Raw genomic sequence first — 14,717 nt, 5'->3', positions numbered from 1 at the left:
TATTATGATAATATAAGTTGATACTAGTTCATTTTGATAACTGGTAAACAATTATTGCAGTAAACTAACTGGAATTTTAAGGAGGATGTAAAAGTGAATAAAGCAGAATTAATAACAAGCATGGCTGAAAAAAGCAACTTAACTAAAAAAGATGCTGAATTAGCTTTAAAAGCATTCATAGAAAGCGTTAGCGAAACTCTAGAAAATGGTGATAAAGTTCAATTAGTTGGATTCGGAACTTTTGAAACTAGAGTAAGAGCTGAAAGAGAAGGAAGAAATCCAAGAACTAAAGAAGTTATAAAAATACCTGCTTCAATAGCTCCTGTATTCAAACCAGGTAAAGAGTTAAAAGAAAGAGTTAACGCTTAATTTTAGATATTTTAAGTTTTGTTAATTTAACTTTAAAAAAGCCCGAGTTATTACTCGGGCTTTTTTTATCAATTAATGAAGTTTCTTTAAAATAAAGGAGGATGTCCTATGAGATTAGATAAGTATTTAAAAGTTTCTAGAATAATTAAAAGAAGAACAGTTGCTAAGGAAGCTTGTGAAAGTGGTAGAGTAATAATAAATGGAAAAGTTGCAAAACCTTCAAATGATATAAAAGAAGGTGATGTAATAGAAATATTATTTGGAAACAGAAATTTAAAAGCAAGAGTTATAAACATTGCTGAACATGTTAGAAAAGAAAACGCTAAAGAGATGTATGAGATACTAGAAGGCGAAGAAGATAAAGAATAATATGGTTAACTTAAAACTTTATTATTAAAAATGACTAATATAATTTTTAAAAATTATATTAGTCATTTTTTTGAGTAAAGATGAATAATCATAAGTTAGGGAAAATATTTTTTTACATAGGAGGCTTTCTTATGACTGATAAAAAAGATGAAAATAAAACAATAAAAGGTACAAGCAATTTATCTTTAGAAAATAGAAAAATTTTATCCGTTACAGGGGTAAATGAAGTTATAAACTTTGACGAAGAAAAAATAAGTTTGAAAACAGATTTAGGCCCATTACTAATAAAGGGATCTGAATTAAAGATGAATAAATTAGATGTTCAAAATGGGGAGGTTATAATAGGAGGATTTATTAGTAATATTGATTACTTAAATAAAAAAAATAAGCGTAAAAGAAATATAAAATTACTTTCTAAAATATTTAAATAGGTGGGAGATATGCTTTTAGATATAACTATTCAATTTAAAATTGTTATTTTTGCAATATTATCTGGAATAATAATTGGATTTTTATTTGATATTTATAGAGAATTTAGGGGAGTTTGTAAAAATAAAATATTAATAACAATTGAAGATATATTATTTTGGGTATGGTGTAGTTTAATTGTATTTGTATTTTTACTAAAATATAATTATGCACTTTTAGGTGTATATGTATATGTGTTTATGGGAATAACTTTAGTTATTTATTTAAAAACATTATCTAAATATTTTAGAAAAATGCAACATAAAATTCTAGCTATACTATTAAAGAATCTAAGAATAATATTGAAAAATATAAGATATGCATTTAAAAATACATTTACGAATTAAAAAGTTAATTCATGAGGTAAAAATTGCTTGAATTAAGCTATAATAGTGTTTACAATAGACTTATATCGTACCGTTTCAAGTATGGGGGTATAAGAGTGAAAAAAAGAATGAATCTAAAAAATATGGTAATAATTATATTAATTGCTATATTAGTTATTTCTTATGTTAGACAAGAACTTACAATGAACAAAATAAAAAAAGACATAGAAGCTAAGCAAACTCAGCTTAATGAGCTTCAAGATAAAAATAAGAAGTTACAAGATGAGGTAAACCAATCTTCAACAGACGAATACATAGAGAGAATGGCTAGAGAAAGATTAGGTATGATTAAGGAAGGCGAGAAGGTTATTACTAACTCAGATTCACCTCAAGATAAGCAAAATAATTCTGAAGTAAAAAACAATCAGAATAAATAAGGTTATTATTAAAAATAACATATATTTTATTTATAAATTTAAGGAGGAAACTTTTAAACATGACCTTAATGGCAGGAAACATATTAGAGGGTAGAATAATTAACATCACAAACTTTGGTGCGTTTGTTGAGGTGGAAGGAAAGACAGGTTTAGTTCATATATCTGAAGTAGCAGATACTTATGTTAAAGATATAAGAGAGCATCTTAAAGAAGATGACAAAGTTAAAGTGAAAGTAATATCAGTTGATGATAAAGGCAAAATAAGCTTATCAATAAAGCAAGCTATGCCACCAAAGAAGAAATCTGTTAAACCTGCAGATTTTGATTGGAATAATGAAAAGAAAGCTAAGCCAAAACAAAATTTTGAAGATATAATGTCAAAGTTTTTAAAGGATAGTGAAGAAAGACTTCAAGATGTAAAAAAACATCAGGATGTTAAACAAAGAAAAAGAAAATCAATATAATATTTGTTAAAATCCCTTAGATATACTCTAAGGGATTTTAAATTTATATTTTGTATGTGTAGAGAAGTTAACACTGGTTTAAAATAGAATTTCAATAATATATAGGTTATGATAAAAAACTTTTATTTTAATTATTTTTAGGTTTAATTTAGAAAGGTGTATGGTTTTTAGCTGTATTCTAGATTACATGAGGGTTCATTAATATTTATAATAAATTTTATAAAAAACTTTAAAAAATATGTTGACAGTGTGCTTGTGCTTATGTATAATAAATCTTGTCGTTGGGAAACACGATGACATGCCGAAGTGGCGGAACTGGCAGACGCACAGGACTTAAAATCCTGCGGTGCTAACACACCGTACCGGTTCGATTCCGGTCTTCGGCACCACAACATCGCGGGGTGGAGCAGCTGGTAGCTCGTCGGGCTCATAACCCGAAGGTCGTAGGTTCAAGTCCTGCCCCCGCAACCACATGGCGGGATAGCTCAGTTGGCTAGAGCATTCGGTTCATACCCGAAGGGTCGCAAGTTCGAATCTTGTTCCCGCTACCATTTAAACTTAATATATGCCGAAGTGGCGGAACTGGCAGACGCACAGGACTTAAAATCCTGCGATGCTAACACATCGTACCGGTTCGATTCCGGTCTTCGGCACCAAAACTCATCTTATCATAAGATGAGTTTTTTTGTTTTTCTTTAATATATAAGTATCTTTTTACAGATAAAAAGATACTTTATTCAACAAAAATTATCTTTAATAAAGTCTAAAAAAGATAATATATTTCTGTAAATTGATGTTAGTCTATTGATTTACAATTTAATGGGAATTAAATTATAGAATTTATATAAAAAAATATAAATTTAACAAATTTTTGTTTTATTATGTCTTAAAAAAATAAAATATTAATCTACATATTTACAAATTTTTCCTGTAAAGCTTGCTATAATGTTGATAAAGATAGAAGGTTAGGAGGATAAATATGCAATATGGAGTTAAAATTGATAATTACAAAAGAGTAAAGGATTCAGAAAATGTAAAAAATAATATGAAAATAGAAGCTTCTAAGATTGGGCTTGTTATGACTATGATTGCAGGTGTGTTAATAAGTAGAGTGTATTTAGATATGACATTTGGAGTAGCTGAAGTATTAGCTCCATTTGGATTAGCATATTTAATTGCAATAACAAATTATGAAAAAAAATATATATTATCATCAAGTTTAGGAGTTATAGTAGGTTATATTACCTTGTTTAATAAGGTTAGTAACTTTTCAGCTTATATAATAATATCAACTATAGTTACCATAATTTCTATGAGTAAACTAGATAAAAAGGCTAGAAATATAGCAAGTTTTATTATTGTATTTTTAGGATTATTTGTTTATGGGATTTTATCAGGAAGCTCAGATATAATTTTGCATTTAATAGGTACAATTTCAGTAACAGCATTAGTTTTTCCTATATATTATGTTGTGAGCTATACATTAAAATGTATAGCAGAAATAAATACTCAACATTTTTTTTCAATAGATGAAATTGTGAGTATAGAGCTATTTATATGTTTATTAATAGTTGGAATTGGAACTATATCACTATATGATATTAGCTTTAGAAATATAGCATCTATACTTTTTATTATAGCTTTAGCTTTTATTTCAGATACTAATATGGGTGCTGGAGCAGGTATAACTATGGGGATAATATTAGGATTTGCTACAGGAAACCTTATGGAGAGCATAGCTATTTATGGAGCCTGTGGTTTAGTTGCTGGGATATTTAGAGAGTCAGGAAAGCTTTTTACAGCTTTATCATTTAACATAATTTTTGTAATAGTAACTTTATATTCTGGAGTTTTTAATAATATTTCATTTATAGAAGCAATAGTTGGAACAGTATTATTTCTTTTAATTCCTAAAAAAATATACAATAAAATTTCTTTAGAAATAAATAAAGATAAAAAAGTTGGATATTTTAGTGAAGTTAGATTCGCTGAAATTAAAGATGAATTAACTGAAAGATTGAAAGATTTTACTGAAGTATTATCTATAATGGGTAAGTCATTAAACAATTTAGTTGGTAATGATAAATTATCTATAAAAAATAAGGGAAATGCATTAGTAGAAAATTTATCAGATAGAACTTGTAGTGACTGTGATATGAGATATATGTGTTGGAAGAGAGAACTTCATCAGACATATAATGCTTTTTCTGATTTAATAAGAAATTACGAAAATAATTCAGGAACTTTTCCTCATGAGCTTGAAAAAAAATGCATAAAGAAATATGCTCTAATGAAAAATTTAGAAGATATAATGAATATCTATATGGTAAATGAAGCATTAAAAAGTAGATTAGGAGAAGGAAGAAAAATATTATCTAATCATATAAATAATATGTCAGTTACAATTAGTGAAATAGTTGATGAATTTGGAAGTGAGCTTCATCTATGTACTGATGTAGAAAAAAGTATCAAAAAAACTCTTTTAAAATATGGTATTAATTTTGGAAGTTTAATATGTTATAACGATAAAAATGGAAGAATTAAAATCAAGATGCAAATGGAAAATTGTATGGGATCTCAAGCTTGTATAAAAGTAGTTCTTCCTATAATAAGTGAAACTATAGGTAAAAACATGAGTATTGGAAGTGAAGTATGTAATATAAATAGCAAAAGTAATATGTGTGAGGTAGTTATTGAAGAAGCTCCTAAATATCATATTAATTCACATGTGGCAGTTGCAACAAAAGAGGGAGAAAAGTTCACTGGAGATTCATATTCATATGGTAGAACAAAGGATGGGAATTATATAACTGTAATATCAGATGGTATGGGTTCAGGACCAGAAGCAGGAATTGAAAGTAAAGTTTCTGTAGAAATAATAGAGAAATTTATGGAAGTTGGTTTTGATGAAAAAATAGCTATTGATGCAGTTAATGCAATTATGAGTATAAAGTTTAGTGAAGATGAAAAATTTTCTACATTAGATATGAATAAAATAGACTTATATACTGGAAATGCTAAGTTTATGAAAGTTGGAGCTATAGAAAGCTTTATAAAGAGAGGAAATAAGGTAGAAGTTATAAATTCAAATACACTTCCATTTGGTGTTTTAGAAGAGCCAGATGTAGATACTGTTGAAAAGCAAGTAGGAAATGGTGATGTAATAGTTAGTATAAGTGATGGTATTTTAGATGTTAAAAATGATGGAAGTTTTGATACTACATGGTTAATTGAATTTTTAAAGAATACTAAGTATAGACAGCCTAAAGATTTATCAATAGCTATTTTAGAAAAAGCTAAGGAGTTAAGTGGAGGAAAGGCTAAGGATGATATGACAGTGGTTGTATCTAAGGTTTTTGGAATAAATTAAGAAAAGGAGAGTGGATGAGAACTAAATAAAATCTATAGATTATTTTATATATAGATTTTACTTAAAAAGAAGAGTTCTTATGCACTTTCTTTTATATTTAAGTAAATAATTAAATTTATTATTTTAAATTAGTTATACGAATTTTTTTAAGAACATAATGGATTTTTTATGTGTTATAATATTAGGGCAAAATATAATATTTATGGAGTGAGTTACGATGAAGAAAAAGGTTATAGATTTTATAAAGGAAAACTCCATGATTAAAAGTGGAGATAGGGTTTTAGTGGCTTTATCAGGTGGACCAGATTCAGTATGTTTACTACATATTTTAAGTGAACTTAGGGAATTATTACACATAGAAGTATATGCAGCCCATGTGAACCATTGTTTAAGAGGTGAAAGTGCTCTAAAAGATGAAGCTTATGCAGAAGAACTTTGTAAAAATTTAAATATAAAATATTTTGTAAGAAGGGTAGATATAAATAAGATAAGTGAGGAACAAAACATTTCAACAGAAATGGCTGGAAGAGAAGAGAGATATAAATTCTTTGAAGAACTAAAAAATAAATATTCATTAGATAAAATAGCTATAGCTCATAATGCTAATGATCAAGCAGAAACTCTTATTATGAGAGCTTTAAGAGGAACTGGAATAGAAGGATTAGTTGGAATTAAACCAGTTAGAGATGTTGTTTTTATAAGACCTATATTAATTTTAACAAGAAAAGAAATAGAAGAATATTGTGAAAGAAATAATTTAAAACCTAGAATAGATGAAACTAATTTAGAAGAAATATATTCTAGAAATAAAATAAGATTAAAGGCAATACCATTTATAGAAAAGAATTTTAATCCTGATATAGTTACCACATTAAATAGATTAGCTTATAGCTGTAGTAAGGATGTAGAGTTTATACAAGAAGAAGTGGAAAAGAGATTTCTTAAACTTTGTATAAAAGAAAATGGCAGCATAATTGTTAAAGAAGAAGCATTTAATGAAAAGGAAGCTTTATTAACAAGAATAATAAAAAAGGCATTATTTGAAGTAAGTTCTAAACATAATAACTTTGAATTAAAACACATACAGGACATAATTGCTCTAAAAAATAAAGGAACAGGGAAACAGATTAATATAACTAATGGGGTAATTGCTGTAAATGAATATGGAGAAATAAGAATAAAATTAATAGATAGTAAAAAGATTAAAGATAATAGAGTTTTAAATTTAGAAAATATCAAAGATGAATTAGATAAAAATCAAAAAGTTGTAATAGAAGATGAGATTTTAGGAAATTATGAATTAATAGTAGAAGATTTTAAAAAAGGTGAAAAATTTTCAAAAGATAGATTTATAAAGTCTTTTGATTATGATAAAATTTCCAATATAGATATTAGATTTAGACAAAATGGAGATAAAATAATTCCTTTAGGAATGAAGAGTAGTAAAAAACTAAAAGATATATTTATAAATAGCAAAGTACCTAAAGAAGAAAGAGATTTTATACCATTAGTGCTATTTAATAATGAAATAGCATGGATTGTAGGAGCTAATGTTAGTGAAACATTTAAAGTTACAAATAAAACTAAAAAGGTAATTAAAATTACTTTTGGAGGAAAGGAAAATTAATTATGACAAGAAACATAAAAGATGATGTTAAAAAAATATTATATTCAGAGGAACAATTAGCTAAACGTATAAAGGAGATGGCTGAAGAAATTAGTAAAGATTACACTGGAAAAGATTTATTAGTTGTTGGTATATTAAAAGGTTCAGTATTATTTACTTCAGATCTTATTAAAAATATAAGCATACCATGTGAAATTGATTTTATGGCTGTTTCAAGTTATGGCAACTCATCTCAAACTTCAGGTGTTGTTAGAATATTAAAAGACTTAGATAGTGATATAGAAAACAAGCATGTTCTTATAGTTGAAGATATAGTTGATACAGGAACTACTTTAAGCTATCTTTTAGAATATTTAAAGGCTAGAAAAGCGGCAAGCATAGAAATAGTTGCTCTATTAGATAAAGAGGCTAGAAGAACTTCAAATGTTTCAGCAAAATACAAAGGATTTGATGTTCCAGATGAATTTATAGTTGGGTATGGAATAGACTATGCTGAAAAATATAGAAACTTACCATTCATTGGTGCTTTAAAAGAAGAAATTTATAAGAAGTAATTCAAAATATTGTAAAACAATATTTCTTATGTTAAAATTCATTAATAATGATAGTTAGAGAGGGGGCGTAGAGATGAAAAAATTACAAAATATGATTACTTATATAGCTATTTTTGCTATAGTACTTATGTTTGCATTTGCTTTTTATAGAAATGGAACTCAAGGAAAAGTGATATCATATAGTGAATTTAAAGAAGCATATGTAGAAAATAAAGTTGAAACAATGACCATAAAAGAAGATAAAATGTCAGTTGATGGAGTTTTAAAAGATGGTAAGAGGTTTACTTCATATGTTTCAAATCAGATGTTAGACAATCTTTTACAAGATACTCAAGGAGTAGAAACTGTAATAAAGTATCTTCCACCTAATAATATGGGAGTTTGGATTAGTTTTATTCCAACAATACTTATAATAGGTGTGATAATATTTGGTTTATTTATGTTCACACAGCAAGCTCAAAATAATGGTGGAAATAGAGGAGTAATGAATTTCGGTAAAAGTAAAGCTAAGATAGCAAATTTAGAAGGAAATAAAGTTACTTTCAAAGATGTTGCTGGTGCTGATGAAGAAAAAGGTGAATTAGAAGAAATTGTTGATTTCTTAAAACAACCTAAGAGATATATAGAAATGGGAGCAAGAATACCTAAAGGAGTTCTTTTAGTAGGACCTCCAGGAACAGGTAAGACACTTCTTGCAAAAGCTATAGCAGGAGAAGCTGGAGTTCCTTTCTTTAGTATATCAGGTTCAGATTTTGTTGAAATGTTTGTTGGAGTTGGAGCTTCAAGAGTAAGAGATTTATTTGAGCAAGCTAAGAAAAATGCTCCATGTATTATATTTATAGACGAAATTGATGCTGTTGGTAGACAAAGAGGTGCTGGACTTGGTGGCGGTCATGATGAGAGAGAACAAACATTAAACCAATTACTAGTTGAGATGGACGGTTTTGGAGTTAATGAAGGAATAATTATGATAGCTGCTACAAATAGACCAGATATCTTAGATCCAGCATTATTAAGACCAGGAAGATTTGATAGAAGAATTTTAGTAGGTGCACCTGATGTTAAGGGAAGAGAAGAAGTACTAAAGGTTCATACAAGAAATAAGCATCTATCAGAAGATGTTGATTTAAAAGTTTTAGCTAAAATGACACCAGGATTTAGTGGTGCAGATCTTGAAAACTTAACTAACGAAGCTGCATTATTAGCAGTTAGAGGTGGTAAAAATAGTATAGATATGGAAGATATTGAAGAAGCTATAACAAGAGTGATAGCTGGACCAGAGAAGAAAAGTAGGGTTGTTAGTGAGTATGATAGAAGAATTACTGCAGTTCATGAATCAGGTCATGCTGTTGTAAGCAATCTTCTAGAGTATGCAGATCCAGTTCATGAAATAAGTATAATTCAAAGAGGAATGGCTGCAGGATATACAATGAATTTACCAGAAGAAGATAGAACTCACACATCTAAGAAACAACTTAAGGATAAGATGGTTGAACTTTTAGGTGGAAGAGTAGCTGAAAAATTAGTTATTGGAGATATAAGTGCCGGAGCTAAAAATGATATAGATAGAGCTAGTCACATTGCTAGAAGTATGGTTATGGAATATGGAATGAGTGATGTTATTGGACCTATATCATTTGGTAATAGTGACGGTGGCGAAGTATTCTTAGGTAGAGATATTGGAAAGAGTAGCAACATAAGTGAAGAAACTAGCGCTAAAATAGATGAAGAAATTAAGAAATTAATTGATGAAGCTTATAGTAGAGCAGAATCTATATTAAAACAAAACATCAATAAATTAAATGCAGTAACTGATGTTTTACTTCAAAAAGAAAAAATTGATGGTGAAGAGTTTAGAGAAATATTTAAAAACTCATAGTTAAAAGAGGTACTTAAGTACCTCTTTTTTTATAATTAATATTTAATTAGGAATTATTTTATATTATAATTTGACTAAAGATTATTCAATTATACGAATGATTTATATTTAAAATAAAAAAATGTTCGATTAAATTCTTTGTTTTTTAAGAAATTATGGGTATAATATTAATTAGATTACTTTGGAATGAGGTGCTTAGTTATGAAAAATGATATTGAAATAGCACAAAGTGCTAAAATGGATCCAATAATAAATATTGCTCAAAAAATAGGGCTTGGAGAAGATGATATTGAGCTTTATGGAAAATATAAGTGTAAGATATCTTTAGATGCAATAAAAAGGCTAGAAAATAATAAAGATGGTAAGCTTGTTTTAGTTACGGCTATAAACCCAACACCAGCAGGAGAAGGAAAATCTACTGTTACAGTAGGATTAGGACAAGCGTTAAATAAAATAGGAAAAAATACTGTTATAGCATTAAGAGAGCCATCATTAGGACCTGTATTTGGAATAAAAGGTGGAGCAGCTGGTGGAGGATATGCTCAAGTAGTTCCTATGGAAGATATAAATCTTCACTTTACAGGTGATATGCATGCAATAACTTCAGCTAACAATCTTTTATGTGCAGCTATAGATAATCATATTCATCAAGGTAATTTATTAAGAATAGATTCAAGAAGAATTGTATTTAAAAGAGTTATGGATATTAATGATAGAGCATTAAGAGATATAGTTGTTGGAATGGGTGGTAAAATAAATGGATTCTTAAGAGAAGATGGTTTTATGATTACTGTTGCATCAGAAATAATGGCTATATTATGCATGGCTAGTGATTTAGAAGACTTAAAAGAGAGAATGGGAAATATTTTAATTGCATATAACTTAGATGGAGAGCCTGTTTATGCTAAGGAATTAGAAGTGCAAGGGGCTATGGCTTTACTTATGAAAGATGCTATAAAACCTAACCTTGTTCAAACTTTAGAAAATACTCCAGCAATAATTCATGGAGGACCATTTGCAAATATAGCTCATGGATGTAATTCAATAATAGCAACTAAGACAGCTTTAAAAATGAGTGATATAACTATAACAGAAGCTGGTTTTGGAGCAGATTTAGGTGCAGAAAAATTCTTAGATATAAAATGTAGATATGGAAATTTAAATCCTGATTGTGTAGTTTTAGTAGCTACTATAAGAGCTTTAAAGCATCACGGTGGAGTAAAAAAAGATGAATTAAGTATATCAAATGTAGATGCTTTAAATAAAGGAATTAAAAATCTAGAAAAGCAAATAGAAAATATAAAATCTTATGGAGTACCAGTAGTGGTTGCTATAAATAAGTTTATAAATGATTCAGATGAAGAGATTAAAGCTATAGAAGACTTCTGCAAAAATATAGGAGTAGAGGTTAGCTTAACAGAAGTATGGGAAAAAGGTGGAGAAGGTGGAATTGATTTAGCTAATAAAGTTATAAAAACAATGGAAAATGAACCTTCAAACTTTAAAATGATTTATGATTCAGAAGAACCAATAAAGGATAAGATATTAAAAATAGTTCAAACTATATATGGTGGAAAAGGTGTAAACTATACTCCTCAAGCTATTAAACAAATAGCTGAAATTGAGAAGTTTAATTTAGATAAGCTTCCAATATGTATGGCTAAGACACAGTATTCACTATCAGATAATCCAAGTCTTTTAGGAAGACCTGAAAACTTTGATATAACTGTTAAAGAGGTTAGAGTTTCAAATGGAGCTGGATTCATAGTTGTTTTAACAGGGGATGTTATGACAATGCCAGGTTTACCTAAAGTTCCTGCCGCTAATAAAATGGATATAAAAGAAGATGGAGAAATAGTAGGATTATTCTAAATGTTTAGATAATTTTAAGGCTTATATGGCGCTGTTAAAAAAATAGTCATATAAGCCTTTTTTTATTAAAAAACTAGTAATTGTAATTGCTTGACAAATGTATAGTAGTTGTTAAAATTAATATTGTTATATAAAGGGTACATGGTATTTTCCGGACAGCTTTATTAGCTGTCTTTAATTATATTAAGGTGGTGTAAAACACATGATTTTATTAATAGATGTAGGTAATACAAATATAGTTTTAGGAATTCATGATAATGAAGAATATATAGCATCATGGAGAATATCTACAGATTCTAAGAAAACATCAGATGAATATTCAATACAAGTTATGCAACTATTTAATCAAGCGAAGTTAAATCCAGAAGAGGTTGAAGGTATAATAATTTCCTCAGTAGTGCCCAATATAATGCATTCTTTAGAGAACATGGTTAGAAAATGTTTCTGCAAGGAACCTATTTTAGTAGGGCCTGGAATAAAAACTGGAATTAATATAAAATATGATAACCCTAAAGAGGTTGGATCAGATAGAATAGTAAATGCTGTAGCTGCCTTTGAAAAATATAAAAAACCTATGATAATAATAGATTTTGGAACAGCAACAACATTCTGTGCTATTACTGAAAAGGGAGATTATTTAGGGGGAAATATATGTCCGGGAATTAAAATTTCAGCAGATGCTTTATTTGAGAGAGCTGCAAAACTTCCAAGAATAGAGCTTGAAAAACCAAAGAGTGTAATTTGTAAAAATACAGTTACAAGTATGCAAGCTGGAATAATTTATGGATATATTGGAAAAGTTGAATATATAGTTAAACGTATGAAAAAGGAAATGATGGACTTAGGAGAAAAAGAACCATTTGTATTAGCTACAGGAGGGCTAGCTAAACTTGTTTATAGCGAAACGAATGTAATTGATGAAGTAGATCGTAAATTAACTTTAGAAGGGCTTAAGATTCTTTACGAAAAAAACAAGGAGTAGAAAGTAATGAAAATATCAAACATAGTTTTAGAAAATAATGTTTTCTTAGCACCTATGGCAGGGGTTACAGATATATCTTTTAGGGGATTATGTAAAGAGATGGGGGCAGGAATTGTTTGCACTGAAATGGTTAGTGCAAAGGCATTGTACTATGGGAGTGAAAATACAAAAGAATTAATGAGAATTGCAGATGAAGAAAAACCTGTATCTTGTCAGATGTTTGGAAATGATCCAGAGATAATGGCTTATGTCACTGAGAAACATTTTAATACAAATGATGATATATGTATAATAGATGTGAATATGGGATGTCCTGCACCTAAGATAGTAAAAAATGGTGAAGGTTCAGCCCTAATGAAAAATCCTAAATTAGCTTATGATATTATGAGTAGCATAAAAAAAGTTGCAACAAAGCCTGTAACAGTTAAGTTTAGAATTGGGTTTGATGAAGAAAATATAAACGCTGTTGAGTTTGCTAAAATTATGGAAGAAGCAGGAGTAGATGCTATTGCTGTACATGGAAGAACTAGGGCTCAAATGTATGAAGGAAAGGCTAATTGGGATATAATAAGACAAGTGAAGGAAGCAGTTAATATTCCTGTTATAGGAAATGGAGATGTATTTACTGCAGAGGATGCTTTAAGTCTTAAAAATCAAACTAACTGTGATGGAATTATGGTTGCAAGGGGAAGTATGGGAAACCCTTGGATTTTCAAGCAAATAGTTCAGAAATTAAATGGAGAAGAGGTTTATATGCCTACTCCAGAAGAAAAAATAGATATGTGTATAAGACACTATAATTTATCACTTAAATATGATGGAGAGTATAAGGCTGTAAGAGAAATGAGAAAACATGCAGCTTGGTATATAAAAGGATTAAATAATTGTACCGAAGTTAAGAATAGGCTGAATTTAGAAGCAGATCCAGATAAGATTATTGGTATCCTTAATGAGTATAAAGAATATTTAATGAAAAATGATTTATAATATTTATCATAAATGGGTGTACAACTGGATATAATAAAGCATCGGCAAAATATTAGATGTTTAATTTATACAAATAAATGTGAGAATTAAAGCTAAATAATGATTTTTTATTTAGTGTATTCTATCTTATATAATATATAGTTTGACATAATAATATTTAGGAATTATAATAATTTGAATAATTAGGCTTAATAATCTTAAAGTTTTTATTAATTGCATATTAACAGGTTAAGTTTAAATATGATATTATAATAATATGTTCAAAGGGGAGAAAGAAAATGAGCGAAAAGAAACATATAATGACATATGAAGGCGTTAAAAAATTAGAAGATGAATTAGAATATCTTAAAACTGTAAAAAGAAAAGAAATAACTGAAAAGATAAAAGTTGCTTTAGGATACGGAGATTTAAGTGAGAACTCAGAATATGATGAAGCTAAAAATGAGCAAGCTTTCACTGAAGGAAGAATAATTCAATTAGAAAATATGCTTAAAAATGCTGTTGTTGTTGATGAGTCAGAAATATCAACAGATATAGTTACAGTTGGATCAATCGTTAAGGTTATGGACTTTGATTTTGATGAAGAAGTTGAGTATTCAATAGTTGGTTCAGCAGAAGCTGATCCAATTAACTTTAAGATATCAAATGAATCACCAGTTGGTGAAGGTTTACTGGGTAAAAAAGTTGGAGATGTTGTAGAGATAGAAGTACCAGGAGGAACTACTAAGTTTGAGGTTCTTGGAATAAGAAGATAGATAATATAGATGGAGGGATTTTTAAATGTCAAATGAGGAAATAAATATTCACGAAACAGAAGAACAATTAAGTGAACAAGAGATGTTAAGAAGACAAAAGCTTGTTGAATTACAAGAAGCTGGTAAGGACCCATTTGATGTATACAAGGTAGAGAGAACACACTCTTCTGCTGATGTAAAAGATAATTTTGAAGAGTTAGAAGGTAAAGAAGTAAAAGTTGCTGGAAGACTTATGTCAAAAAGAGGTCAAGGTAAAGT

The 14,717-nt window shown here is 28.5% G+C and carries 14 protein-coding genes, 4 tRNA genes and 1 pseudogene; all 19 read left to right on the top strand.

All coding sequences use genetic code 11. From position 1 onward, the window contains the following. The first annotated feature begins 93 nt into the window (after positions 1-93). Positions 94-369 carry a non-specific DNA-binding protein Hbs gene (gene hbs / locus Q1J60_RS04825; protein WP_003450698.1) on the top strand — a complete coding sequence of 92 codons (276 nt, stop codon included), beginning with the start codon at positions 94-96 and terminating at the stop codon, positions 367-369. Positions 370-477: 108 nt separating this feature from the next. Continuing rightward, positions 478-738 carry an RNA-binding S4 domain-containing protein gene (locus tag Q1J60_RS04820; RefSeq protein WP_300259137.1) on the top strand — a complete coding sequence of 87 codons (261 nt, stop codon included), beginning with the start codon at positions 478-480 and terminating at the stop codon, positions 736-738. A 131-nt stretch (positions 739-869) separates the two neighbouring features. Next, complete coding sequence (gene yabP / locus Q1J60_RS04815) at positions 870-1,169, top strand: sporulation protein YabP (protein WP_300259135.1); 300 nt, start codon at positions 870-872, stop codon at positions 1,167-1,169. A gap of 9 nt (positions 1,170-1,178) precedes the next feature. Continuing rightward, the gene (gene yabQ / locus Q1J60_RS04810; protein WP_300259133.1) at positions 1,179-1,553 is read left to right on the top strand and encodes a spore cortex biosynthesis protein YabQ; all 375 of its coding nucleotides are present in this window, start codon (positions 1,179-1,181) and stop codon (positions 1,551-1,553) included. Between the two features lie 95 nt (positions 1,554-1,648). Further along, a complete protein-coding gene (locus Q1J60_RS04805) occupies positions 1,649-1,969 on the top strand; it encodes an FtsB family cell division protein (protein ID WP_300259131.1) in 321 nt (106 codons plus the stop codon). Between the two features lie 59 nt (positions 1,970-2,028). Next, a complete protein-coding gene (locus Q1J60_RS04800; RefSeq protein WP_003450336.1) occupies positions 2,029-2,433 on the top strand; it encodes a S1 domain-containing RNA-binding protein in 405 nt (134 codons plus the stop codon). A 300-nt stretch (positions 2,434-2,733) separates the two neighbouring features. Next, positions 2,734-2,822 (top strand) — tRNA-Leu (locus Q1J60_RS04795). 6 nt (positions 2,823-2,828) lie between these two features. Then, positions 2,829-2,904 (top strand) — tRNA-Met (locus tag Q1J60_RS04790). Between the two features lie 3 nt (positions 2,905-2,907). Continuing rightward, positions 2,908-2,984: transfer RNA gene (locus Q1J60_RS04785), tRNA-Met, on the top strand. A 16-nt stretch (positions 2,985-3,000) separates the two neighbouring features. Next, a tRNA-Leu gene (locus Q1J60_RS04780) sits at positions 3,001-3,089 on the top strand. A 323-nt stretch (positions 3,090-3,412) separates the two neighbouring features. Further along, the gene (spoIIE, locus tag Q1J60_RS04775; RefSeq protein ID WP_300259129.1) at positions 3,413-5,803 is read left to right on the top strand and encodes a stage II sporulation protein E; all 2,391 of its coding nucleotides are present in this window, start codon (positions 3,413-3,415) and stop codon (positions 5,801-5,803) included. 217 nt (positions 5,804-6,020) lie between these two features. Then, the gene (tilS, locus tag Q1J60_RS04770; protein WP_300259127.1) at positions 6,021-7,430 is read left to right on the top strand and encodes a tRNA lysidine(34) synthetase TilS; all 1,410 of its coding nucleotides are present in this window, start codon (positions 6,021-6,023) and stop codon (positions 7,428-7,430) included. Between the two features lie 2 nt (positions 7,431-7,432). Next, positions 7,433-7,984: a hypoxanthine phosphoribosyltransferase gene (gene hpt / locus Q1J60_RS04765; protein WP_300259125.1), complete on the top strand. Its 552-nt coding sequence runs from the start codon at positions 7,433-7,435 to the stop codon at positions 7,982-7,984. A 73-nt stretch (positions 7,985-8,057) separates the two neighbouring features. After that, positions 8,058-9,863 (top strand): ATP-dependent zinc metalloprotease FtsH, encoded by a 1,806-nt coding sequence (gene ftsH, locus Q1J60_RS04760; RefSeq protein WP_300259123.1) that lies wholly within the window; start codon positions 8,058-8,060, stop codon positions 9,861-9,863. A gap of 201 nt (positions 9,864-10,064) precedes the next feature. Then, positions 10,065-11,735, top strand: coding sequence for a formate--tetrahydrofolate ligase (locus Q1J60_RS04755; protein ID WP_300259122.1), 1,671 nt, complete (start codon positions 10,065-10,067; stop codon positions 11,733-11,735). 202 nt (positions 11,736-11,937) lie between these two features. Further along, on the top strand, positions 11,938-12,717 hold the full coding sequence (locus Q1J60_RS04750; protein WP_300259120.1) for a type III pantothenate kinase: 780 nt from the start codon (positions 11,938-11,940) through the stop codon (positions 12,715-12,717). Positions 12,718-12,723: 6 nt separating this feature from the next. After that, entirely contained in the window at positions 12,724-13,704 is a 981-nt protein-coding gene (gene dusB / locus Q1J60_RS04745; RefSeq protein ID WP_300259118.1) for a tRNA dihydrouridine synthase DusB, read from the top strand. 278 nt (positions 13,705-13,982) lie between these two features. Then, positions 13,983-14,459 carry a transcription elongation factor GreA gene (gene greA / locus Q1J60_RS04740; protein WP_300259116.1) on the top strand — a complete coding sequence of 159 codons (477 nt, stop codon included), beginning with the start codon at positions 13,983-13,985 and terminating at the stop codon, positions 14,457-14,459. A gap of 25 nt (positions 14,460-14,484) precedes the next feature. Then, positions 14,485-14,717 (top strand): annotated as a pseudogene (locus Q1J60_RS04735) (lysine--tRNA ligase); the annotation flags it as partial.

The organism is Clostridium sp., from assembly GCF_029258205.1.
Classification (GTDB): Bacteria; Bacillota; Clostridia; order Clostridiales; family Clostridiaceae; genus Sarcina.
This window is presented reverse-complemented; position numbering and strand designations above follow the sequence as displayed.

Excerpts from the sequence above, each read along its gene's own strand:
- Q1J60_RS04820 (WP_300259137.1), top strand. The coding sequence starts at position 478 with ATGAGATTAGATAAGTATTTAAAAGTTTCTAGAATAATTAAAAGAAGA.
- yabP (WP_300259135.1), top strand. The coding sequence starts at position 870 with ATGACTGATAAAAAAGATGAAAATAAAACAATAAAAGGTACAAGCAAT.
- yabQ (WP_300259133.1), top strand. The coding sequence starts at position 1,179 with ATGCTTTTAGATATAACTATTCAATTTAAAATTGTTATTTTTGCAATA.
- Q1J60_RS04800 (WP_003450336.1), top strand. The coding sequence starts at position 2,029 with ATGACCTTAATGGCAGGAAACATATTAGAGGGTAGAATAATTAACATC.
- spoIIE (WP_300259129.1), top strand. The coding sequence starts at position 3,413 with ATGCAATATGGAGTTAAAATTGATAATTACAAAAGAGTAAAGGATTCA.
- tilS (WP_300259127.1), top strand. The coding sequence starts at position 6,021 with ATGAAGAAAAAGGTTATAGATTTTATAAAGGAAAACTCCATGATTAAA.
- hpt (WP_300259125.1), top strand. The coding sequence starts at position 7,433 with ATGACAAGAAACATAAAAGATGATGTTAAAAAAATATTATATTCAGAG.
- ftsH (WP_300259123.1), top strand. The coding sequence starts at position 8,058 with ATGAAAAAATTACAAAATATGATTACTTATATAGCTATTTTTGCTATA.
- Q1J60_RS04755 (WP_300259122.1), top strand. The coding sequence starts at position 10,065 with ATGAAAAATGATATTGAAATAGCACAAAGTGCTAAAATGGATCCAATA.
- Q1J60_RS04750 (WP_300259120.1), top strand. The coding sequence starts at position 11,938 with ATGATTTTATTAATAGATGTAGGTAATACAAATATAGTTTTAGGAATT.
- dusB (WP_300259118.1), top strand. The coding sequence starts at position 12,724 with ATGAAAATATCAAACATAGTTTTAGAAAATAATGTTTTCTTAGCACCT.
- greA (WP_300259116.1), top strand. The coding sequence starts at position 13,983 with ATGAGCGAAAAGAAACATATAATGACATATGAAGGCGTTAAAAAATTA.